This is a genomic window from Pseudomonas moorei (assembly GCF_042846945.1).
In the GTDB taxonomy this organism is placed as follows: domain Bacteria; phylum Pseudomonadota; class Gammaproteobacteria; order Pseudomonadales; family Pseudomonadaceae; genus Aquipseudomonas; species Aquipseudomonas moorei.
In genome coordinates this window covers 4,123,106-4,144,568 of the sequence record NZ_AP035776.1, presented here as the reverse complement: position 1 = coordinate 4,144,568, position 21,463 = coordinate 4,123,106, and the positions used below count along the sequence as shown (strand labels likewise).

19 protein-coding genes are annotated in these 21,463 nt (G+C 58.0%); 10 read left to right on the top strand and 9 right to left on the bottom strand.

Going from position 1 to position 21,463, the window contains the following annotated elements; genetic code table 11:
- Positions 1-203: 203 nt before the first annotated feature.
- Together ACGJAX_RS19570 and ACGJAX_RS19565 are read right to left on the bottom strand one after the other, a co-directional pair.
- Entirely contained in the window at positions 204-800 is a 597-nt protein-coding gene (locus ACGJAX_RS19570; protein ID WP_390955778.1) for a hypothetical protein, read from the bottom strand.
- A gap of 10 nt (positions 801-810) precedes the next feature.
- Positions 811-1,170 (bottom strand): phage protein Gp13 family protein, encoded by a 360-nt coding sequence (locus tag ACGJAX_RS19565; protein WP_390955777.1) that lies wholly within the window; start codon positions 1,168-1,170, stop codon positions 811-813.
- A gap of 176 nt (positions 1,171-1,346) precedes the next feature.
- Between ACGJAX_RS19565 and istA the strand changes: the two genes are divergently transcribed.
- From istA to ACGJAX_RS19550, 3 genes are all read left to right on the top strand, one after another.
- On the top strand, positions 1,347-2,846 hold the full coding sequence (gene istA / locus ACGJAX_RS19560; protein WP_390959928.1) for an IS21-like element ISPpu27 family transposase: 1,500 nt from the start codon (positions 1,347-1,349) through the stop codon (positions 2,844-2,846).
- A complete protein-coding gene (gene istB, locus ACGJAX_RS19555) occupies positions 2,839-3,642 on the top strand; it encodes an IS21-like element helper ATPase IstB (RefSeq protein ID WP_010466203.1) in 804 nt (267 codons plus the stop codon). The genes istA and istB overlap by 8 nt, the downstream gene beginning before the upstream one ends.
- Before the next feature lie 96 nt (positions 3,643-3,738).
- Positions 3,739-4,458, top strand: coding sequence for a DUF2971 domain-containing protein (locus ACGJAX_RS19550; RefSeq protein WP_390955776.1), 720 nt, complete (start codon positions 3,739-3,741; stop codon positions 4,456-4,458).
- Positions 4,459-4,981: 523 nt separating this feature from the next.
- Here ACGJAX_RS19550 and ACGJAX_RS19545 read toward each other — a convergent pair.
- Both ACGJAX_RS19545 and ACGJAX_RS19540 read right to left on the bottom strand, forming a co-directional pair.
- Positions 4,982-5,290 (bottom strand): hypothetical protein, encoded by a 309-nt coding sequence (locus ACGJAX_RS19545; protein ID WP_390955775.1) that lies wholly within the window; start codon positions 5,288-5,290, stop codon positions 4,982-4,984.
- 262 nt (positions 5,291-5,552) lie between these two features.
- Positions 5,553-6,908 carry a tyrosine-type recombinase/integrase gene (locus tag ACGJAX_RS19540; RefSeq protein WP_390955774.1) on the bottom strand — a complete coding sequence of 452 codons (1,356 nt, stop codon included), beginning with the start codon at positions 6,906-6,908 and terminating at the stop codon, positions 5,553-5,555.
- 377 nt (positions 6,909-7,285) lie between these two features.
- On the opposite strand from ACGJAX_RS19540, the gene ACGJAX_RS19535 reads away from it, so the two are divergent.
- The 6 genes from ACGJAX_RS19535 (at position 7,286) to ACGJAX_RS19510 (ending at position 13,920) form a co-directional block, all read left to right on the top strand.
- The gene (locus tag ACGJAX_RS19535) at positions 7,286-7,996 is read left to right on the top strand and encodes a histidine phosphatase family protein (protein ID WP_090322745.1); all 711 of its coding nucleotides are present in this window, start codon (positions 7,286-7,288) and stop codon (positions 7,994-7,996) included.
- Positions 7,997-8,060: 64 nt separating this feature from the next.
- Positions 8,061-8,375, top strand: coding sequence for an SCP2 sterol-binding domain-containing protein (locus ACGJAX_RS19530; protein WP_090322748.1), 315 nt, complete (start codon positions 8,061-8,063; stop codon positions 8,373-8,375).
- A 294-nt stretch (positions 8,376-8,669) separates the two neighbouring features.
- Positions 8,670-10,508, top strand: a complete 1,839-nt coding sequence (locus ACGJAX_RS19525; RefSeq protein WP_390959937.1) for an amidohydrolase family protein — start codon at positions 8,670-8,672, stop codon at positions 10,506-10,508.
- A gap of 212 nt (positions 10,509-10,720) precedes the next feature.
- Positions 10,721-11,584, top strand: coding sequence for a LysR family transcriptional regulator (locus ACGJAX_RS19520; protein ID WP_247256636.1), 864 nt, complete (start codon positions 10,721-10,723; stop codon positions 11,582-11,584).
- A 105-nt stretch (positions 11,585-11,689) separates the two neighbouring features.
- The gene (locus tag ACGJAX_RS19515; RefSeq protein WP_390955773.1) at positions 11,690-12,835 is read left to right on the top strand and encodes an SRPBCC family protein; all 1,146 of its coding nucleotides are present in this window, start codon (positions 11,690-11,692) and stop codon (positions 12,833-12,835) included.
- On the top strand, positions 12,832-13,920 hold the full coding sequence (locus ACGJAX_RS19510; RefSeq protein WP_390955772.1) for an SMP-30/gluconolactonase/LRE family protein: 1,089 nt from the start codon (positions 12,832-12,834) through the stop codon (positions 13,918-13,920). The genes ACGJAX_RS19515 and ACGJAX_RS19510 overlap by 4 nt, the downstream gene beginning before the upstream one ends.
- 52 nt (positions 13,921-13,972) lie before the next feature.
- On the opposite strand, the gene ACGJAX_RS19505 is transcribed toward ACGJAX_RS19510, so the two are convergent.
- Both ACGJAX_RS19505 and ACGJAX_RS19500 read right to left on the bottom strand, forming a co-directional pair.
- The gene (locus tag ACGJAX_RS19505) at positions 13,973-14,161 is read right to left on the bottom strand and encodes a hypothetical protein (protein WP_090322763.1); all 189 of its coding nucleotides are present in this window, start codon (positions 14,159-14,161) and stop codon (positions 13,973-13,975) included.
- Positions 14,162-14,268: 107 nt separating this feature from the next.
- The gene (locus ACGJAX_RS19500) at positions 14,269-14,502 is read right to left on the bottom strand and encodes a DUF465 domain-containing protein (protein ID WP_090322766.1); all 234 of its coding nucleotides are present in this window, start codon (positions 14,500-14,502) and stop codon (positions 14,269-14,271) included.
- A gap of 217 nt (positions 14,503-14,719) precedes the next feature.
- Between ACGJAX_RS19500 and ACGJAX_RS19495 the strand changes: the two genes are divergently transcribed.
- The gene (locus tag ACGJAX_RS19495; protein WP_390955771.1) at positions 14,720-15,241 is read left to right on the top strand and encodes a DUF4142 domain-containing protein; all 522 of its coding nucleotides are present in this window, start codon (positions 14,720-14,722) and stop codon (positions 15,239-15,241) included.
- A 377-nt stretch (positions 15,242-15,618) separates the two neighbouring features.
- Here the strand turns inward: ACGJAX_RS19495 and uvrA are convergent, their stop codons facing one another.
- The 3 genes from uvrA to ACGJAX_RS19480 form a co-directional block, all read right to left on the bottom strand.
- Positions 15,619-18,255, bottom strand: coding sequence for an excinuclease ABC subunit UvrA (uvrA, locus tag ACGJAX_RS19490; RefSeq protein ID WP_390955770.1), 2,637 nt, complete (start codon positions 18,253-18,255; stop codon positions 15,619-15,621).
- Between the two features lie 157 nt (positions 18,256-18,412).
- Complete coding sequence (locus tag ACGJAX_RS19485; RefSeq protein ID WP_390955769.1) at positions 18,413-20,524, bottom strand: ATP-binding protein; 2,112 nt, start codon at positions 20,522-20,524, stop codon at positions 18,413-18,415.
- A 158-nt stretch (positions 20,525-20,682) separates the two neighbouring features.
- The gene (locus ACGJAX_RS19480; protein WP_047529816.1) at positions 20,683-21,372 is read right to left on the bottom strand and encodes a GntR family transcriptional regulator; all 690 of its coding nucleotides are present in this window, start codon (positions 21,370-21,372) and stop codon (positions 20,683-20,685) included.
- Positions 21,373-21,463: the final 91 nt, after the last annotated feature.

Below are 21,463 nucleotides of genomic sequence, written 5' to 3'. Positions count from 1 at the left end.
TGTAGGGTTTGGTGGGTGATCACCTACCAAAAAAGCAGGCTCAAAGGGCGTCTTAAAGAAGAGGTGCAGGGTCTATATGTATAGATAACCTTAAGTCCCCTCTGGTTATAGTGGGTGTTTTTGGAGGCCTTACAGACCGGACCTCTCAGAGGTGGATGGACATTATGAAAAATAAGGGAACCAGTTGAGGCTCCCCTTGAGAATTACCGTGTGCCTCCATTCTGCACACTTACGCTGTTTCCCCCTGCCGGGGTCCCAGAAGCGCCTTTACCGAATTTCCCGCCTGCTGCTGCATATCCTTGAGCACCTGAAGAGACGATGTTCAAAGCGTTGGCTATGTTGTTCACCTTGTACTTGTTGCCACCCAGACCACGCACGGCTGCCTTAGAGTTCTCTGAGGAGCCCACACGATTCGCGAAGATTGCTTGATAATCGCGCTTGTAGTTGTCGGTGATGTTCATCTTCTCGGCAGACGCATCGTTAGCTACTGAATTCTTCAAGCGGTCCATTGAGTTACCTGACATTCCAGACTCTCCGATGGCCGCGTTGATAGCGCTTTGGTTACGAATGGCACTCAGGTTCACCTCAGTGAGCTGTCTATGGGCTTCGTCGTGTTTATCCACGGTCGCAAGCTTCTGATCGTTCTCAGCAAAGTTGGCCTGCTTGACCATTTCGTTCTGCTGCTTCCGAGTGGTATCGGTCATCTGACCCTTGGCCTTTGCCCCTTCAGATGCACTCATCGCTGCACCAGCGGCACTCATCGCGGCGATTGCGATAGGAATAGCGAGTGGCCCACACATAGATAACCTCCTACAGCCAAAATTGTTTGAAAGGAAAGCCAGCGGGACTCATTACGCAGTCGTCCTGGAACTTAGCACCAAGGGTTTCCAGTAGACGGATATGAGCCTTGTTCTCGACTGACACAAAATTTGTGAAAGACATATCAAGCGGTGATTCGCGCTTGATGAACGCCAGATGATCTTTGAGAATCCGGAAGAACCGAAACCGCTGCCCGGTCGAAAGCTTCGTGATGACGTTTGTTGTTACGAACCAGATACCTCCATTGGTATGACCACCTACAGCCAGTACCTGACGGCCAAACTTGATTGCATAGGTAGTCTCATCGATTGCCTTGGGAAACACGTCTAACGGATTGCGGCCAGCTTGCATTGCATTGAAATCTGCAAGGTCGTTCGGGGAGAGGTTGCTCGACGCATATATAAGGTCAGCATGTTGCCGCTGACCGAAAACTGACCCAGTAAAGGCTGTTCTGCCGACTGAAAACTGACCCAGGTGTTCAACTGCTTCTGCTCACTTTTCGAGCAGGAGAACACAGGGTGATCAGCATGGAAATGTTGGGAAAAATCCGGCGGATGTACTTCCGCGACAAGCTCTCGCTGCATCAGATAGCCAAGCGTACCGGACTGTCGAGAAACACCATTCGAAAATGGGTCAGAGCACCCGAAGCCACCCAGCCGGCCTACCAACGGTGCGCAACCTTCAACAAACTCAGTCCATTTCACGAGACGCTGGAGCAGGCGCTCAAGGCCGATTCGTTTCGGGCAAAGCACAACCGCAGGAGTGCCAAAACACTCTTCGAACAGATCAAGGCCGAGGGGTACGACGGCGGCTACAGCCAACTCACCGCCTTTATACGCTCGTGGCGCGGCGAGCAAGGCAAGTCTTTACGAGCTTTTGTGCCGCTGACCTTTGCACTCGGGGAGGCCTTTCAATTCGACTGGAGCGAAGAAGGTCTGCTGATCGGCGGCCTGTTCCGACGCATCCAGGTCTCCCATATGAAGCTGTGCGCCAGTCGCGCATTTTGGTTGGTTGCGTATCCCAGCCAAGGCCACGAGATGTTGTTCGATGCCCATACCCGCTCGTTTGGCGCGTTAGGTGGGGTGCCGCGTCGCGGCATCTACGACAACATGAAGACCGCTGTCGACAAGGTCAACAAGGGTAAGGGCCGCACGGTCAATGCTCGGTTTGCCGTGATGTGTGCGCACTACCTGTTCGACCCGGACTTCTGCAACGTCGCTTCCGGCTGGGAAAAAGGCATCGTTGAAAAGAACGTCCAAGACAGCCGACGGCGCATCTGGCTCGATGCTCAAAACTGCATGTTCCACACCTTCGAGGAATTGAATGCCTGGCTCGGCCAACGCTGCCGTGCGCTCTGGGGCGAACTGCTGCACCCGCAGTACAACGGGCTGACCGTGGCGGACGTCCTGGAGCTGGAACGCGCTGAATTGATGCCGATGCCGACTGCCTTTGATGGCTACGTCGAGCGCACCGTACGGGTCTCCAGCACCTGCCTGATCAGCGTGGCGCGAAATCGCTACTCGGTGCCGTGTGAGCGGGTCGGCCAGTGGGTCAGCAGCCGTTTGTATCCTTCCCGGGTGGTGGTCATCGCCGATGAAACGACGATTGCCAGCCACGAGCGTCTGTTTGATCGAGATCAGGTCAGTTTTGACTGGCAGCATTACATCCCGCTTATCGAGCGCAAGCCTGGAGCGCTGCGCAATGGCGCTCCGTTTGCTGATCTGCCGAAGCCGTTGCAGCTGTTAAAACGCGGTCTGAGGCGTCACGCCAATGGTGATCGAGTCATGACGCAGGTACTGGCGGCAGTTCCCATCGCCGGGCTCGATGCCGTGTTGGTGGCTGTGGAGTTGGTACTTGAATCAGGCAGCTTGAGTGCTGAGCACATCCTGAATGTCCTGGCTCGACTGACATCGACAGCAGCCCCTCCGTCCGCCGAAACCAGCCTTCAACTCAAGATAGCGCCTGTCGCCAATACGGCACGCTACGACCGGCTCCGTACCACCGATGAGGAGACTCGCAATGCGTGATCTTATGGCGGAACTCAAAGAACTGCGTCTGCATGGCATGGCCAGCGCCTGGGAAGAACTAGCCTCGCAAGGAGAAGCTTCGACGGCATCCTCGAAATGGCTACTTGAGCATCTTCTCCAACAAGAACATGCGGATCGAGCGGTGCGCTCAGTGAACCACCAGATGAACATGGCCAAACTCCCCATGCATCGTGATTTGGCCGGCTTCGACTTCAGCGCTTCTAGCGCAGATGCCCGCCTGATCAGGGATCTGTCCAACCTGGAGTTCACCGATACCGCGCAGAATGTCGTATTCATCGGCGGGCCTGGAACAGGCAAAACACACCTCGCCACCGCCTTGGCTGTGTCCGGGATCACGACGCATCACAAACGCGTGCGCTTCTACTCCACGGTGGATCTGGTCAATCTGCTGGAGCGCGAAAAGTACGATGGCAAGACGGGCCGCATCGCTCAAGGGCTGTTACGAACAGACCTGGTGATACTCGATGAACTGGGGTATTTGCCCTTCAGCCAGAGCGGTGGTGCCCTGTTATTTCACTTGCTGTCCAAGCTGTACGAGCACACCAGCGTGGTCATCACCACCAACCTCAGCTTCTCGGAATGGTCGAGTGTGTTTGGTGACGCCAAGATGACAACGGCGTTGCTGGATCGGCTGACACACCACTGCCACATCGTCGAAACGGGCAACGAGTCCTACCGCCTGCAACACAGCAGCTTGGTCGCCCAGACCAAGATCAAATCACGTGAACGAAAGCGCAAAGACAATGATGGTGCCGAGGACGATGAGCTGTTTTGATCTGCACCAAAAATACCCTGCCGCATGCCCACATGCGGTGGGGCTTTAATGCCTCTTCCACCGGGACACGACTGCTAAGCTTATCCACAATTGCTGATGCCAAAATCAGCAATCCGCCCTGGGTCAATTTTCAATCGGCAGGGTGGGTCAGTTTTCAATCAGCGCCAACACAATGACCCTTTAAAGGCATTGCTTACGTTTTTTTACGAAAAATTTCCCGACCCCTCATGCTCTTCCGAAAATGAAATTGATAAGATCATAGAGTTTTTTCGCGCCCAAAAGAAAAAGATGAGTTCAGAGCTAATATCAAGCCTGAATATTAAAATGCAAAACATGTATAAAATATGTTCACTAAGCGAGCGACTTGATTCTATTTTGATGTGGGGCCACTACGGAAATCAACATAAAGGCTTTGCAATGGAGTATGACTTCAGCTCACTTTCAGTGGCGGAGCTTATGGGGCGTTGCCTTTGGCCTGTAATTTACAGCGAACATATTTACGATGCATCCGAATTACTTGTAAACGTGGGCTCACCCGAAAAATCATTTAATAACATGGTTGCAGTTATTGCGGCTTTGCATAAGGCCAAAGACTGGGAGTATGAGAAAGAATGGCGAATTATAATTCCAGACAGCCCAGAATCCCCCCCGCAAAATTTCCGCGCGCCACTCAAGGCCGTTTATTTAGGATCCAAGATTAGTGACATGGATGCCTCTGGCATCTATTCAATAGCGACTTCAAAAAATCTACCTGTATATAAAATGCAGCTCTCTCAGCACGAATTCAAAATGGTCCCTGTGCCATTTACGCTTTGATTGGCTAAGCTAATCGAGTAGCAGTAAGGAAGGCGGAATGAAGTGCGAGCTACTATCGTAGCAACCTCAATCATCCGCCTCTCTCAGGCTCTGCTGATAGCTTCAACAAGCGCCGCTCGGTCGCCCGCATGCCTCGCCCGCAATACCACACCCAAAGCGGCGTCTCGGGTCAACAGAGTGAACACGTGCGGCCTCTTGAACATGTCCTCATAGAAAGCTTCCTGAGCTACAACAGGGCCGCCTACCATACTCCAAGTCGTCAAACCCCCAGGCCCCTCAACGCTTTCGAAGAGACCCAACTCAACGAACTCATTCAGAGCAGCAGTCAGGCTTAACTTGAGGTCTGCGTGACGCCTTTTTGGTGTCGCCTTTGCGATGGCGAGGCTATCGATTACAAAGAGCGGAGCTGGCATAGAACTATCCTGAGAAAGCGTTAAGCCACCCAAGATATACGATCCCTACTCACTTACGGTATTATTTTTTTAGAAGTCATCAAACTTATTATTGCCCAGCAACTGCGGAGTCACTCAATGCGGACTGCAACATACTTCGGTTCTTCAGCGGCTCTCGATACAGCATACTTAACATTGCATCCAGCAGGTGCACGGGTAAGCGCTTTAATCATGCTCATCACATCTTCCTCATCGGCTCCCTCTGCACCTTGAGGAACTTCGAATATTTCAGTTCGAGTTGCACCGCCATAGACCCATGAACGCTTAGCGACCCATTTCCATGTCCCCGAACCGCAAAGGTCATAGTCATCGCTAAACTCCATAGAAACGTAGATAGCTGGCTCCGAAGTATTGAAAACTGTTACAGCGGAATTCGTCATTGCGGTGAGTCTCGCAGGATTTTAATAACGGAGCCCACTATACGAGTACTGCTCGTACACGTCAACGAATACTACTCGTATACCTATCACCTAACCCACCGAGCACTGGGGAGCAAAAGTCAGCACCCAAGGAAGGCTGAGCGGGTACTGTGGTCCTAAGGGGCCCTACGAGGCCGGGTCGCAGGATTCGTTTTAATCGAAAATTCCCTCAACACAGCGCATTCGTGAAGTTCCCTTTGCAGACACCCTCAGAGGATATCTGTCAGCTATCTGATAGAGCATCCCTCAGCGCCTCAGCCATACGATCCACTTGGACCGCTCTACCCGAGCCATACAAGTCAAAGGTAATCGAACCTGAGCTGTGCCCTAAGATTTCCTGAGCGATCCCCAAAGGGGCCTCCGCAGCCTTCAAGGCTCCCGCAAGGTGATGGCGCAATGAGTGGAAGGACTGGCCTGTGTTTGTCTCTGTGCCCAAGACATCCCGAATGAGTTGATTGAGCTGCGTAGTGAAACCGCTTGAGGACATCTTGAAGAGCTTTCCATTGGCTGCTTCTGCGAATGCCTGGAGCGCGCTAACGTCCACACCATGCTCAGACACCACAGGCACTACGCGTGCACTGAATTTGTTCTTAAGGGTCTTGCCATCGTTGGTGTTGATGTCCATTACCAACTGCTCTTCAATCTTCGTGAGGTCCTCAGTGGTGATTTGGTAAATCTCACCAATGCGAGCCCCTGTGACCACGCCAAGGCTCAACGCCCAGCGCTGCCACGAGGATGTAGGGAGCTTGTTAGCGTAGGCCATCAAGTCAGCTACCTGAGTCGGGGTGAACGCTTCACGCTCGCTCTCAGAGCCCTTACGGATTTGCAGGCCCTTACCGAATGTCTTGTTGAGGTAGCCGTTATCCTCACCCCAAGTCATCACGGATGAGAGTTCGATAAGGATCTTATTGACGGTCGAAGGCTTGCGTCCTTCCATCAGGCGAGCTTTGAGGTCAGTCATGTCCTTGCGTGTATGACTGCGAAGGTCCAAGTCCCCAAGCATCCCCGCCAGAATCCCGTAACAAGCTCTCTTGTTCTTAAGGGTTGCAGGTTGCCAGTCAGCTTGGCGCTCCTCCATATGGAGCTTATAGAGCGTCTCAAAGGTTATCGCTTCGCCTGCTACCGGATGAGCTGTAGGTGTGCTCCCAGTAGTTGAGGTCAGTGGTGTGGTGCTACTGGTGATGGCCCGTAACTCTTCGATTATCGCAAGGAGGTCACTTGGGTCTCCCGCTGTCTTCTTCTCAGCAGCCAGCATCATTCGTCTACCTAACGCCAAGGCTTTGGTCTGATCGACGCTCAAGGGCTCCGTCGCAGCAATCACGCTGAAGTCATCCCCAATATCTGAATACACATGACCACTACTATCGATCCCGCTACTACCGAGACCCTCCCAGACTGAGCGGGACTGTAAAACGCTTTCAGCGATCTCCTTAAGACCCTCTTTGAGTTGCTCCCAAGTAGCTTCAGGGTTGCCAAGGTGGAAGGCTCTGAAAGTACTCAGAAGATTCGTAGCGGTGGTCAAAGCCGCTTGCCTATGCGTGGTCTTGAGGGAAAGTGTGCAGGTCTGGCGGGAGCCCATAGGGCGGACTCTGAGAGAATATCGACCCTGCCTCCTATACAGATAAGGACAGGCAAGGTCTAACAGTTTTCTAACAGTTTGTGCTTGAGTGTGTGCGGTCAGTATCGTCATGGAAGGCACAGCCCGTATGGCTCTTAGGGTGTGGCCTCATTGGTCAGAGTTGGTGAAAAACTCCACAGGGACTCCTCAAACGATGCGCGGCATGAACGCGCGCGGATGACTCCAGCATACCCATGCGCCGGCCTTGCGACCAGCTGTGAAACCTCTGGCAACGAGCGTCCAACGAGCATTTCAAACAAGCGTATGTTTTTTCATTGACAGCTCACCGCCATCCTCATAACCTCGCCAAACCTTCAACGTACCGGGACGACGCGGACGTGGGCAGTATCTATTTGATTCGACATGGCCAGGCCTCCTTTGGTGCAGACGACTATGACGTCCTGTCGCCTATCGGTATTCGCCAGGCGGAAATACTTGGCCAACACCTCGCCGAACTCGGTATCCGCTTCGATCGATGCCTGTCCGGCGACTTGCGCCGCCAGCAACACACGGCCAACAGCGCGCTGGAACAGTTTGCTGCCGTAGGCCTGCCGGCTCCAATCCTGGAAACCGATTCCGCGTTCAATGAATTCGACGCCGACGCCGTGATCCGCGCCCTGCTCCCGGCCCTGTTGCAGGATGAGCCGGAAGCATTGGACATCCTGCGCAATGCCGCGCAAAACCGCGCGGAGTTCCAGCGCATATTCGCCCTGATCATCGATCGCTGGCTCGCTGGCACCTACGACACACCAGGTCTGGAAAGCTGGCCAGGCTTTGTCGAACGTGTTCAGGCCGGTCTGAACCGGATCCTCGAACAAGCCGGCAATCACCAGAAAATCGCCGTATTCACTTCCGGCGGCACCATCACGGCCCTGCTTCACCTCATTACGCGAATACCTGCCGCACAGGCGTTTGAATTGAACTGGCAAATCGTCAACACCTCGCTCAACCAATTGAAGTTTCGTGGTCGCGAGGTGGCACTGGCTTCCTTCAACAGTCATGCGCACCTGCAACTGCTGAAGGCCCCGGAACTCATCACGTTTCGCTGAGTCCGGACTATTGTGACCCTGGCTGTAATCACCCAGCTCTAATTACCCAAGAAAGGATCGAACCATGACCTCCGTAGCTGATGCCGTACAAGCAATGAAAGCCAAGTTCAACCCAGACGCTGCTGCCGGTCTGGACCTGGTTTTCGGTTTCCGCATCGACGACACCAAGAACTTCTCGCTGGTTGTCAAAGACAAAACCTGCGAGCTGAAAGAAGGCGAAAACCCGGACGCCCAGGTCACTCTGGTGATGGACGGCGAAACCCTGCAAGGCATCGTCAGCGGCGAAACCGACGGCATGCAAGCGTTCATGGGCGGCAAACTGCGCGCTGAAGGCGACATGATGCTGGCGATGAAACTGTCCGAACTGTTCCCGGGCTAAGCCTGTCGCTCCCAACCATCGGAGCACGCCCGATTGCCAACGAATCCCGCCCCCAGTGGCGGGATTCGTCGTTTCTGGCGCAAGCAAAACGGCTAGCTGCGAAATAGCCGACTATATTCTTTCTGGCCGCATGCATCAGACATCGACCGATTGCCCCTCGATCCTTTGACGCGGAGCACTGCCATGAGCCCACCTGAAGAGCACGACGGCGTCAATCGCCGAAGTGTACTGCAAGGCCTTTCGGCAGGCGCCGCGGGTGCCCGGATCAGCCCGCTGTCAGCAGGGAGTAAAACCATGCCCGATACCCCCGCCGATCTCATTTTGTACAACGGACGCCTGCACACCGTTGATCGCAAGAAACCCCAGGCCAGTGCTGTGGCGATCAAGGACGGGCGCTTCGTGGTGGTCGGCAGCGATGCCCAGGCCATGGCTTTGCAAGGCCCCGCCACACAAGTCGTCGACCTGCATGGCCGTACGGTAATCCCCGGCCTCAACGACTCGCACTTGCACCTGATCCGCGGCGGCCTCAACTACAACCTCGAGCTGCGCTGGGAAGGCGTGCCGTCCCTGGTCGATGCCCTGCGCATGCTCAAGGATCAAGCTGACCGCACGCCAACGCCGCAATGGGTACGGGTGGTGGGCGGCTGGAGCGAATTCCAGTTCGCGGAAAAGCGTCTGCCGACCCTCGAAGAATTGAACAAGGCAGCACCCGATACCCCGGTATTCGTCCTGCATTTGTACGACCGCGCCCTGCTCAACCGGGCTGCGCTGAAAGTGGTGGGCTATACCCGCGATACACCGAACCCTCCGGGCGGCGAAATCCAGCGGGACGCCAACGGCGACCCCACCGGCATGCTGATCGCCCGACCCAACGCGATGATTCTGTACTCAACCCTGGCCAAGGGACCGAAGCTGCCGCTGGAATATCAAGTCAACTCGACGCGTCAGTTCATGCGCGAACTCAATCGCCTGGGGGTCACCAGCGTAATAGATGCCGGCGGCGGTTATCAGAATTACCCGGACGACTATCAAGTCATCCAGCAACTGGCCAAAGCGCAACAACTGACCGTGCGCATCGCCTACAACCTGTTCACTCAAAAGCCCAAGGAAGAACTGACCGACTTCAAGCACTGGACCAGTACCTCGCAGTACGGTCAGGGCGACGACTTCCTGCGGCACAACGGTGCCGGGGAGATGCTGGTGTTCTCCGCCGCCGATTTCGAAGACTTCCTCGAACCTCGTCCTGACCTGCCGTCCAGCATGGAACAGGATCTGGAGCCGGTGGTTCGACACCTGGTTGAACAACGCTGGCCTTTCCGCCTGCACGCCACGTACAACGAATCCATCAGCCGCATGCTCGACGTGTTCGAGAAGGTCAATCGCGATATTCCCTTCGCCGGTTTGCCGTGGTTTTTCGATCACGCCGAAACCATTACCCCGCGAAACATCGAGCGGGTCAAAGCCCTGGGTGGCGGTATCGCGATTCAGGATCGCATGGCGTTCCAGGGCGAATACTTCGTCGACCGCTACGGTGCCAAAGCCGCCGAGCACACACCGCCGATTGCCCGCATGCTGGCCGAGGGCTTGCCAGTGGGTGCTGGCACCGATGCCACGCGGGTGTCCAGCTACAACCCGTGGACCTCACTGTATTGGCTGGTCAGCGGCCGGACTGTCGGGGGGCTGGCGCTTCACCCCCAAGGCCTGAGCCGCGATACCGCGCTGGAACTGTTCACCCATGGCAGCGCCTGGTTCTCGTCTGAACAGGGCAAGAAAGGCCAGATCAAGGTCGGGCAATTGGCGGACCTGATTGCGCTCTCGGCGGACTATTTCCACATCGAAGACGACGGCATCAAAGGCATCGAAGCGGTGCTGACCATCGTCGACGGCAAGATCGTGTACGGCAGCGTCGAGTTCGAGAAGCTCGGCCCGCCACCGATCCCCGTGGTGCCGGAATGGTCACCGGTGGCCAAAGTGCCGGGACACTGGAAGCCGCTGACGGCGCAAGTTCATCAATGCGTCGGCGCCTGTGCGGTACATGCACACAGTCACGAGCGTGCGCGGTTGTCGACTGCGCCGGTGAGCGACTTCCGTGGGTTCTGGGGCGCGTTTGGCTGTTCGTGTTTTGCGTTTTAAACGACGTTCTCACCAGCACCACCAATCCAAATGTGGAGCGCGCCTGCTCGCGAAAGCAATGTGGCATCCAAGATTGACGTCGGCTGACACGACGTCTTCGCGAGCAGGCTCGCCCCCCCCCAAATTGCGCCTCTTATGGCAGGGATCAGTCCAGGGTATCGGCGGGCCACCGAGACTCTTACAATGCGTGCACCTCTCGAACCGGCCACCCCATGGACATCGATCTCGCCCGCACCTTTCTGGAAATCGTCCGCCATGGCAGCCTTGCCGCAGCGGCCGAGAAGCTCCACGTCACCCAGACCGCGATCACCGCACGGGTACAGAAACTCGAAAGCCAACTGGGCAGCACCCTGTTTGTGCGCAACCGCGCCGGCGCCCGCCTGACGCCCAACGGCGAAGCCTTCGTGGTGTATGCCAATCAACTGGTGGCAACCTGGGAAGCCGCGCGACGGGACCTGCCATTGCCCGAGGGATATCACGATGTGTTGCACATCGGCGGCGAGGTCAGTCTGTGCAACCCGTTGATGCTCAGTTGGGCCGGCGAGCTGCGCAAGAAAATCCCGAGCCACGCCCTACGCATGGAAATCCGCGACGGCGAGAACCTGCTGCGCCAGCTGGAACTGGGGGTGCTGGACGCGGCGCTGGTCTATCAGCCCGAATACTGGCCACGCCTGCAGGTCGAACAAGTGCTGGAGGAAAAACTGGTCCTCGTGCGCCTGCCCGGACGGGCCGAGCCTTACGTCTACATTGACTGGGGCCAGGACTTCCGGCGTCAGCACGATGCCGCACTGCCGGAAAAAGCCAAAGCCGCCCTGACCTTCAATCTCGGCCCGTTGGGCTTGCAATACATCCTGGAAAACGGCGGCAGCGGCTACTTCCGCACCCGCGTGGTGCAGAGCTACCTGGAGAGCGGCGTGCTGGAACAAGTCCCGAAAGCCCCGGAGTTCAGTTACCCGACCTATCTGGTCTACTCCCGCGACCGCGATTCGGAAACCCTGCAACGGGCCTTCGACCTGCTGCGCGACGTCATCCAGTCCGATGAAGACTGGTCGCAGCGCTGGAACCCGCTGATCTGAGTCCACCTTGCACCGGATCGTGGCACTTGTGTCATCGAGGTTGGCCAGCCAAAACGCCGGGATCGTCTACGCTGCTGGAGATAACAATAACGACAGGTGATTGCAGTGAGGCAGACCACCGAGGGATTCCGCAGCCGCTACCGCGCCAACATTCACCCACTCTATAACCCATGGCTGCACGGTGCCTTCGTGCTGCTGTTCGGCTTGCTCGCCATCGCCGTTTTCTGGAGCAACGTGCACCAGGTACAACCGGCTGAATGGCTGGCGGTGCCGCTGACGTTATTGTTCTTCAACTTCGTTGTGTACAGGGTGCATCGGCACCTGGGCCATCAGAAAAAAAGTTACGCGCGACTGTTCTATTCCCGTCACGCCGGCGACCATCACAGTTTTTTCGCGCCGGGCCACATGACCTACGACAGCGCTCGCGACTGGCGGGTGATTCTGTTTCCCGCCTGGTTGATCGTGTTGCACACCCTGCTCATCACCCTGCCCCTCTGGTGGCTGCTCAAGCAACTCGACGTCAACGTCGCCGGGTTGGTCGCAGGTTTCCTGGTCCTTGGCTACCTGGCCTATGAAGTGTTCCATGCCTGCGAGCATCTGCCGCCGCACAATCCGCTGGCGCGCCTGCCGTGGATTCGCCAGATGCGCCGCCTGCATGAACTGCATCACCGTCGCGAGCTGATGCAGGAGCGCAATTTCAACATCGTTTTTCCATTGATGGATTACCTGTTCGGCACCCTTTACTGGGAACCGGAGCCGGCGATCCCGCAACCGACGAGCACGCCCATGACCCGCATGCAACATCAGATCGAGATCGCCGGAACGCCCTTTGCCGTGCTGGCCTACGCCAGCAACGTGAGCCACTGGCCGCAGTGGCATCCATCGTCCCTCAGGATCAACGGACAAAAGGGCTCGCTGCACGCCGGCGCGCGGTTCGAGGAAGACATCCGCGCCGGTGGACGCGACGGGCATTTGAGTTGGGTGGTTGATGAATACCTGCCGGGCCTGCGCTGGCGTGCACAGGCGCTTGGCGACCATGGACTGTCGCTGGCACTGACTTACGAATGTGAAGCCCGGGGTGATAGCACGCGGTTTATCCGCACACTGGAGTATCAATTCAGTGGCGTGACGATGCGCCTTGCCAATCGATTGTTGCTCAAGCGCCGGATTGAGCGTGAGTCAGCGGCCTCGATGCTGGCGCTGCGCGAGATGGCGGAAAAACACCTGGCCCTCGCGGAAGTCCGCGCGTGAGTCGCTCGATCCGGTTTCGCCATGGGTTACTGCTGGTGGTCATTGTCGTGGCTGCCTTCTTGCTGCTGATGCCAACCAGGGTCAAACCCGTGGCCTGGATGCCAGCACCCGCGCCCTCCCTCATCAGTGGCACCTACGCTGACAATCAGCGCCTCAAGGGCGTGGAGCCTGTCGGCGCTGCGGACATCGACGGCCTCGAAGCATTGCTGCTGGAAAGCGATACGCTGATCACCGGTTTGCATGACGGCCGGGTGATTCGCACCAGCCTTGACGGCAAGGTCACCAAGGTTCTGGCCGATACCGGTGGCCGCCCTTTGGGCCTGGCTCGCCACCCCAACGGCTTGCTGGTGATCGCGGATGCCGTCAAGGGGTTGCTGTCGCTGGACGCCCAGGGTCGCCTGGTGGCCTTGTCGACCGAGGCCAACGGCCTGCCCTTCGGTTTCACCGACGACGTCGCCATCGACAAGCCGGGGCACTATGCCTATTTCAGCGATGCCTCCAGCCGCTTCGGCTATGGCAAGGATGGTGAAGCGATCATCGAACACGGTGGCGATGGCCGCTTGTTGCGGTATGACTTCCAGACCGGCAAAACCTCCGTGCTCCTGGATAAGCTGGAATTTGCCAATGGCGTGACGCTCGGGCCGGACGATGCCTATGTGCTGGTCAACGAAACCGGCGCCTATCGGATCAGCCGTTACTGGTTGAGCGGCCCCAAGGCGGGCACCCACGATCTGTTCATCGACAACTTGCCAGGCCTGCCCGACAACCTGGCGTTCAATGGTCACGACCGTTTCTGGGTAGCGCTGTACGCACCGCGCAATGCCTTGCTCGACTCCACGGCGGCACACCCCTTCATACGCAAGGTGATCGCACGTGCCATGACCGTGCTGCCCAAACCGGTGGAGAAACGCGCTTTCGTACTCGGACTCGATGTCGAAGGCAGGGTCATTGCCAACCTGCAGGACGGCAGCAGCGGCAATTACTCACCGATCACGACCGCGCGCGAATATGGTGACTGGCTGTATTTCGGTTCGCTGACGGCGAAAAACATGGTGCGCTTGCCGCTGCGCGAGGCGTTGCAATAACAAACTGATCAAATGGCAGGAGCGGGTTTGCCCGCTCCCACAGGGTCAGGAGTCAATCGGAATCCAGGTCAATACCCTCGCGCCTTTTCGGCGGTTTGCCTGCTTCATCATCCGGCACTTCGTCGAGGCCGGGTTCTTCTTCAGGATTGACGGTATTGCGCCCCGGGCTCAAAGGCACGGGATGGGTGGGGATGGGATCGAAGGCTCCCTGTTCTTCGCTGGGGAATTTTGGATGAGTCATGGGGCACCTCGTCTGTCGCCGTAATGACGGACTCTGATCATTCGAGGTGCCGTCGTTAGCGCCGTTCCAGTTTTTCAGCCACCGATCGTCAGTGGCTCATGGGGTCTTCAGGACGACGACTCGAGTTGTTTGACGATCTTGTCCTTGACCATCAGGCGCGTCTCCTTGAGCTTCTTCACTGCGTCATCACTGGACTTGGCCTGCTCTGCCTTGACCACTTCGGCATCTGCCTGCGAATACTTGTTAAGCAGCGAATCCAATAACGGATCCTTGGTGCGTTTCTGCTGGATTTCTTCCTTTGAGCGTTTCAGATCCTGATAAAGGTCGTGTGACACCGGCATGGAACACCTCCGTTTGTTAATCGGTAGCAACCGCGACTGATTGCGCTCGCCAACTATCAGAATGGCCTTGGTTGACCGGTTCTGTCGACCACCTGTCAGACCAGCGGTGTCCGTTCGTCGTCCTGTCGCAATCGCGATAAAACCTTTGCCCGCCTGCCAGCCTCCACAGCTTAACGATCATCCCGATCACCCATGGAAATTGCGTGGAGATGCACCTATGGACGGATTCAACCTGCGCCACCTCACTCTGGCCGTCGCCTTGAGCACCTGCATGGGCACGGCGTTCGCCGCGACTTCCAACAACTTTGTCGATCACGCCGCCGCAGGTGGCATCGCAGAGATCGAAACCAGCAAGCTGGCGCTGGAAAAAAGCAGCTCGGCCGACATCAAAGCCTTCGCCAACATGATGATCACCGATCATTCCAAGGCCAATGATGAACTGGCGGCCATTGCGAAAAGTAATGACATCAAGGTGCCGGACAGCACGACACTGACCAACCAGGCCAAGGAAAAAATCCTCGACATGCGCGATGAATCCTTTGACGCGGCGTATGCCAACAACCAGGTCAAGGCCCACGAACAGACCATCGAGTTGTTCAAGAAAGAGGCCAACACGGTGACCGCCGACAAGACCAAAGGCGGGATGGAACTCAAGGGCTTCGCGCAGAAAATGCTGCCGGAGCTGGAAAAACACCTGGATATGGCGAAAAAGCTTCAGGCGGCACACCCAAGCAAATAGCCCCCTTCCACACAAAAAGGCCGCATCAAGGGATGCGGCCTCGTTGCATTCAACCTAACCGCCATCGGTATCAATGTCGGCGTCGGTCTCGTCACCCGGCTTGGGTCGATCCGGATCGGGCTTGAAACCCGGACTGAACTCATTGTCGTTATCGCTGTGAAGGTTTTTCTGGTCGACCGATTTGTCGGCGCTTTCCGGCTCGGCAGTTATTGCGTCGTCCTCTGACCCCTTTTATCGCTCATGATGACCTCGTTCGTCGCTGTCATTGCGGGGCTGGAACAGCCCGGCCATACAGGTTCGAAGCCATCTCGCGGGCGGCGTTCCATCCGTTGGCCGATTTGGCACAAGAAACACCGGCAGGAGCTCCCACCGCCCCTTCACGCCGCGCCAAGCACCCGGGCCAAAAACGGCGCGGTCCGGCTCTTCTTGCTCTTGGCGACTTTTTGTGGCGTCCCCGCAACGACCACCTTGCCGCCCTGATCCCCCGCCCCGGGGCCGATATCGATCACCCAGTCACTCTGCGCCACCACGCGCATTTCGTGCTCGACGACAATCACCGTGTGCCCCGCCGTCACCAGGTTGTTCAATTGTTCAAGCAAACGATCGACGTCCCGTGGGTGCAGTCCGGTGGTGGGTTCATCGAGCACATAGAGCGTGGCCCCGCGCTGGTTGCGTTGCAGTTCGGTGGCCAGCTTGATGCGCTGGGCTTCGCCGCCGGACAGCTCGGTCGCCGGTTGACCGAGGCGCAAATAGCCCAGGCCGATGTCGCGCAGCACCTCCAGCGAGCGGCGGATGGCCGCTTGTTCGGCGAACACTTCGACGGCTTCGTCCACCGTCAATTGCAACACCTGCGCAATATTGCGGCCCTGCCAGGTGATCGCCAGTGTCTCGGGGTTGTAGCGGTCACCGTGGCAGGTCGGGCACGGTACATAGACGCTGGGCATGAACAGCAACTCGACGCTGACAAAACCCTCGCCCTCGCAGGTCGGGCAACGGCCCTTGGCAACGTTGAAGGAAAACTGCCCGGCGTCATAACCCGCCGCTTGCGCCTCGGGCGTGGCAGCGTAGAGCTTGCGTACGTTGTCGAACAGCCCGGTGTAGGTCGCCAGGTTGGAGCGCGGGGTACGTCCGATGGGTTTCTGATCCACTTGCACCAGGCGTTTGATCGACGCCAGCCCCGCCGTCACCTGACCACCGCTGACCTGCGGCGTGTCGTCTTCCAGATTCAATTCCTGGGGTTCGCTGTCGGCGGCCGGGCGCCCGAGGTGTGCGCCGACCAGTTCCAGCAACGCCTGGCTGACCAGGCTCGACTTGCCCGAACCCGAGACCCCGGTCACCGCGGTGAAACAACCCAACGGAAACTCGACATCGAGATCATTCAGGTTGTTGCGGGTAATGCCTTCCAGGCGTAGCCAATCCCGGGCCTTGCGGCTGGTACGGGCCTGACTGGCTTGCTCGGCAAACAGGTAGGCACGGGTTTGCGATTCGGCCACTTCAGCCAACCCGGCCGGTGGACCGCTGTACAGCACCCGCCCGCCATGCTCACCCGCCGCCGGGCCGACGTCGATCAACCAGTCGGCACGCTGCATGGTTTGCAGATCGTGCTCGACCACGAACAAGGTATTGCCGGCGGCCTTCAAGCGTTGCAGGGCGTCGAACAGCGCCTCGCCATCCGCCGGATGCAGGCCGGCCGACGGCTCATCCAGCACGTAGATCACGCCGAACAACTGCGAGCCCAACTGCGTTGCCAGGCGCAGACGCTGCAACTCACCCGATGACAGCGTCGGCGTGCTGCGCTCCAACGCCAGGTAACCGAGGCCAAGGTCGGTCAGGGTACTGACCCGTTCCAGCAGATCCTGGGCGATTCGTTGCGCGGCGAGGCGCTTCTCCACCGACAGGTTCGGCGTATGGCGTACATCAGGAGCGTCGGCGTGGCCGCTGGCGCCGTGGGCGACGCGCTGCTCTCGGGCCTCGCGGGTCTGGCTGTGGGTCAGCACCTCGCCCGCTTCATCACCCTCCTCCAGGTAATGCTGGGCCGCCACCGGCTTGAGCACCTCAGCGACCTGCAACAACGGCATCTGTGACAGCGCGCCGATGTCGTAGCCGGCAAAGGTCACCGACAGCGCCTCGCGCTTGAGCCGCTTGCCGTCGCACAACGGGCACGGGCTGCCGAGCATGAACTGCGAGACGCGCTTCTTCATCAGCGCACTTTGCGAATGGGTGAAGGTGTGCAGGATGTAGCGACGCGCACCGGTGAAGGTGCCCTGGTAACTCGGTTCCATCTTGCGCTTGAGGGCGACCCGGGTTTCTTCCGGGGTGAGGCCGGCATACACCGGCACCGTCGGGGTTTCCTCGGTGAACAGAATCCAGTCGCGTTGCTTCTTCGGCAAATCGCGCCAGGGAATATCGACGTCATAGCCCATGGTCACCAGAATGTCCCGCAGGTTCTGGCCCTGCCAGGCCAGGGGCCACGAGGCGACGGCACGCTGGCGGATGGTCAGGCTCGGGTCCGGGACCATCAGCGCCTCGGTGACTTCATACACCCGGCCCAGGCCGTGACATTCCGGGCAGGCACCCTGGGGCGTATTGGGCGAAAAATCTTCGGCGTACAGCATCGGCTGGCCTGGCGGATAACTGCCGGCGCGGGAATAGAGCATGCGAATCAGGCTCGACAACGTCGTCACGCTGCCCACCGAAGAACGCGTACTCGGCGTGCCCCGTTGCTGCTGCAAGGCCACGGCCGGTGGCAGGCCTTCGATGGAGTCCACATCCGGGACGCCGACCTGATCGATCAGGCGCCGCGCATAAGGAGCGACGGATTCGAAATAGCGGCGTTGCGCTTCAGCGTAGAGGGTCGAAAACGCCAGCGACGATTTTCCCGAACCGGACACCCCGGTAAATACCACCAGGGCATCGCGGGGAATATCGACATCGACGTTCTTGAGATTGTGTTCCCGGGCACCGCGTACCTTGACCATGCCGGAGGTTGGAGTGGAGGTGCGGTTTGAGGTCATCAGGTCGCCTTGATTGGATATTTGAAAAAACACCGGTCCTCGTGGGAGCGAGCTTGCTCCGGGCGGCGTTCCGACGAAAACGTCGGCACAGTCAACAGGAGGGTTGCCTGATACACCGCCATCGCGAGCAAGCTCGGCTCCTACAGATGGAATGTGTTCAACCGTTGAGCACCGTACGAATCATCCGGGTCAGCGCGTCGGGGCCGTAGGGCTTGCCCAGCAAATGGGTATCGGGGCTAAGTTGGTGGTTGCGCGAGATAATGTCACGGGTATGCCCCGAGGTGAACAGCACTGTCACGGGTGGATTCTGCACCTTGGCCCACGCCGCGAGATCCGAGCTCTTGATCAGGCCCGGCATGACCACATCGGTAAAAATCAGGTCCACTGCGACGCCTTCCAGCAACATCTGCATGGCGATGTCGGCATTGGCGGCCGTCAGCACCTGATAGCCCTCTTCGCGCAACAATTCCACCGTTGAAACGCGCACCGCTTCATTGTCCTCGACCACCAGAATCCGTTCGTGGCCGCCACGTTGCTGCACTTCTGCAGTGGTTGTCTCTTTGCCCACCGTGCGCAGGCTGCGCGGGAAGTACAACTGCACCCGGGTACCTTCGCCAACGACGCTGGACATTTCGATGTGCCCACCGCTCTGTTTGACGAAGCCGAATACCATGCTCAAGCCAAGTCCCGTGCCCTGGCCGTCGGGTTTGGTGGTGAAGAACGGTTCAAACGCCTGGGCGAGCACCTGCGGCGGCATGCCTGCACCGGTGTCCGCCACCGATACCCGTACATAGTCGCCGGCGACAATGCCCTTGCCCGTGCAAAATGCGCGATCAAGGCGGATGTTTTCCGCGCTCAGGTCGATGGTCCCCTCACCTCTCATGGCATCCCGGGCATTGATGGCCAGGTTGAGAATGGCATTTTCCAGTTGATTGCGATCGACGAACACCGGCCAAAGGTTGGCCGGCGCACTCATATGCACCTGGAAGGTTTCACCCAGCGCGCGCTGCAACAGCTCACCCAGGCCATCGAAAATCTGCTCAGGCGTATAAATGGCCGGGGACAAGGGCTGCCGACGGGCAAACGCGAGCAATTGCGAAGACAGTTTTGCCCCGCGTTCGACGGCGGCAATCGACGCCGCAACCCGACGCTGGACATTGGCGTTGTTCGGCTCATGCCGGGCCAGCAAGTGCAGGTTGCCGGCGATCACCTGTAGCAGGTTGTTGAAGTCGTGAGCCACGCCGCCAGTCAGGCCACCGATGGCTTCGAGCTTCTGCGATTGGCGCAGTTGTTCTTCCGCCTCCAGCCGCGCCCCGACTTCGTCGGCCACGCGTTGCTCCAGGTTACGGGTGAACCTGAGCAAGGACTCCTCGGCGATCTTGCGTTCATGGATGTCGATCAACACCCCGGGGAAACGAAACGGCTCGCCCTGTTCGTTGAACTCGCAACAGCCACTGGCGAGTACCCACCGATAACTGCCACCAGGGCGAATGACCCGATATTCGGCATTGAAGGGTTCGCCAGTCGTCATCGATTGCCGGACCTGTTCCTGCAGCCAACTGAGGTCGTCGGGGTGGATATGCGCTTGGGCGATGTCTTGTGGCAGGTTGTCCAGCGGTTGTTCGGCGGGATAGGAAAAGGTACGGGCGAAACGCTCATCACCGCTCAACACATTGCTCTTCACGTCCCAGACAAACGAACCGAGCAAGGCGCCGGCATTCAACGCCAGGCGTACCCGTTCGTTGTCGGCGCGATAGGCATCTTCGGCGGCCTGTCGACGGCGTTCGGAAATCACCCGCTCCGTGGTCTCGACGACCATTGCCATGACCCCGGCGGGCCTGCCGTCATCATCGGCGACAGGGCTGTAATAGAGGTCCATCCACACGTCTTCGGGGATGCCGCTTCTGAGCAGCACCAACTCTTTATTGCGGTAGGACAACGTGCCGCCGGCCAGGCAGGTATCGACCACATGTCGATTGAATTCGGCGACTTCCGGCCAGCCCAGCTCGACCGGAGAACCCAATAGATAAGGATGCCGCCCGCCGGCAAACTCCGAATAGGCGTCGTTATAGATCATGTAGCCGGGCCGCCCCCAGAGCATCACCATCGGCAGTGGCGAGGCAAGCATCAGTTGCACCGAACTGCTCAGGCTCTTGGGCCAGGTGTCGATGTTGCCCAGCTCGGTCCCGCGCCAGTCGAACGCACGAATGCGCTCGGCCATTTCGCCGCCCCAGCCGGCACACCCGTGGCTATCCTCTAGAAACTGCATCGGTTGACCTTGTCCAGGAAATCACACCCGTTTGTTTCGAGCATCGCGGATGGCATTGGTTTCATAGAGGTATAGCTGATTCTCGCGGTCCATCCTGAACGACCAGAATCCGTGACTGGCAAACCCTGTGGGAGCATTTGCAGTATCAGACCGGATGATTACACCTCAATCAGGTGTTTAAGCGGGTGATAACCGGTTTTCAACGTGGCGGCCACATCCAGAATCGCCTTCTCGATGCCATTCAAATGCATGCAGGTCAGCTCGATCGCCGCGCTCTGGTTACCGGCTTCGATGTACTCGATCAACCGCAAGTGTTCGTCATCGCGACAGGCTTCGTGGCTATCGTCATCCAGCGCAGCAGCGTACAGCGAGGCGCGGGAGATCAGTTTCTGGAACCAGTCCAGCAACACCGGGTTGTTCAGGCTGCGGGCCAGTTTGATGTGGAACTCACCGAGCAAATGGATCAGGCGCTCGTGATCGCCGCTCTGATGCGCTTCGTCCTCCAGCAGCAAGTGATCGCGCAGATCCTGGGTCACCGCGGTATCACGGCGGCGGCACAGTTCGCTGACGATGCCGATTTCGATCAAACGCCGGGTTTCGAACAGCGAACGGATCTCTTCGTCGCTCGGTAACGATACCGACGCACCTTTATTGGGCTCGGTGGTGACCAGGCCATCGGCTTCCAACTGCTTGAGCGCGGCACGAACCGATGTGCGGCTGACATTGAAAAGTTCGGCCAGCGATGACTCGCCCAGCTTCATCCCGGGACGCAAGGTGCGCTTGCTGATCGCCTCGTAAACCCCTTGGTAGACACGGTCGACCGTGGTTTCCAGTTTCTTTTCCGCCATTCGATCACTCCTTCAGCGCCCTGCAATCAGCCCCAGGCGAATCAACAGCCTTTCAAAAGGGGGTTGCACGAGCAGATTAATCCGGGTATTT

Excerpts from the sequence above, each read along its gene's own strand:
- ACGJAX_RS19540 (WP_390955774.1), bottom strand. The coding sequence starts at position 6,908 with ATGGGCTCCCGCCAGACCTGCACACTTTCCCTCAAGACCACGCATAGG.
- ACGJAX_RS19550 (WP_390955776.1), top strand. The coding sequence starts at position 3,739 with ATGCCAAAATCAGCAATCCGCCCTGGGTCAATTTTCAATCGGCAGGGT.
- ACGJAX_RS19565 (WP_390955777.1), bottom strand. The coding sequence starts at position 1,170 with ATGCAAGCTGGCCGCAATCCGTTAGACGTGTTTCCCAAGGCAATCGAT.
- ACGJAX_RS19570 (WP_390955778.1), bottom strand. The coding sequence starts at position 800 with ATGTGTGGGCCACTCGCTATTCCTATCGCAATCGCCGCGATGAGTGCC.
- ACGJAX_RS19500 (WP_090322766.1), bottom strand. The coding sequence starts at position 14,502 with ATGCCGGTGTCACACGACCTTTATCAGGATCTGAAACGCTCAAAGGAA.
- ACGJAX_RS19485 (WP_390955769.1), bottom strand. The coding sequence starts at position 20,524 with ATGCAGTTTCTAGAGGATAGCCACGGGTGTGCCGGCTGGGGCGGCGAA.
- ACGJAX_RS19545 (WP_390955775.1), bottom strand. The coding sequence starts at position 5,290 with ATGACGAATTCCGCTGTAACAGTTTTCAATACTTCGGAGCCAGCTATC.
- ACGJAX_RS19505 (WP_090322763.1), bottom strand. The coding sequence starts at position 14,161 with ATGACTCATCCAAAATTCCCCAGCGAAGAACAGGGAGCCTTCGATCCC.
- ACGJAX_RS19495 (WP_390955771.1), top strand. The coding sequence starts at position 14,720 with ATGGACGGATTCAACCTGCGCCACCTCACTCTGGCCGTCGCCTTGAGC.
- ACGJAX_RS19520 (WP_247256636.1), top strand. The coding sequence starts at position 10,721 with ATGGACATCGATCTCGCCCGCACCTTTCTGGAAATCGTCCGCCATGGC.
- istA (WP_390959928.1), top strand. The coding sequence starts at position 1,347 with ATGGAAATGTTGGGAAAAATCCGGCGGATGTACTTCCGCGACAAGCTC.
- ACGJAX_RS19525 (WP_390959937.1), top strand. The coding sequence starts at position 8,670 with ATGCCCGATACCCCCGCCGATCTCATTTTGTACAACGGACGCCTGCAC.
- ACGJAX_RS19480 (WP_047529816.1), bottom strand. The coding sequence starts at position 21,372 with ATGGCGGAAAAGAAACTGGAAACCACGGTCGACCGTGTCTACCAAGGG.
- ACGJAX_RS19530 (WP_090322748.1), top strand. The coding sequence starts at position 8,061 with ATGACCTCCGTAGCTGATGCCGTACAAGCAATGAAAGCCAAGTTCAAC.
- istB (WP_010466203.1), top strand. The coding sequence starts at position 2,839 with ATGCGTGATCTTATGGCGGAACTCAAAGAACTGCGTCTGCATGGCATG.
- uvrA (WP_390955770.1), bottom strand. The coding sequence starts at position 18,255 with ATGACCTCAAACCGCACCTCCACTCCAACCTCCGGCATGGTCAAGGTA.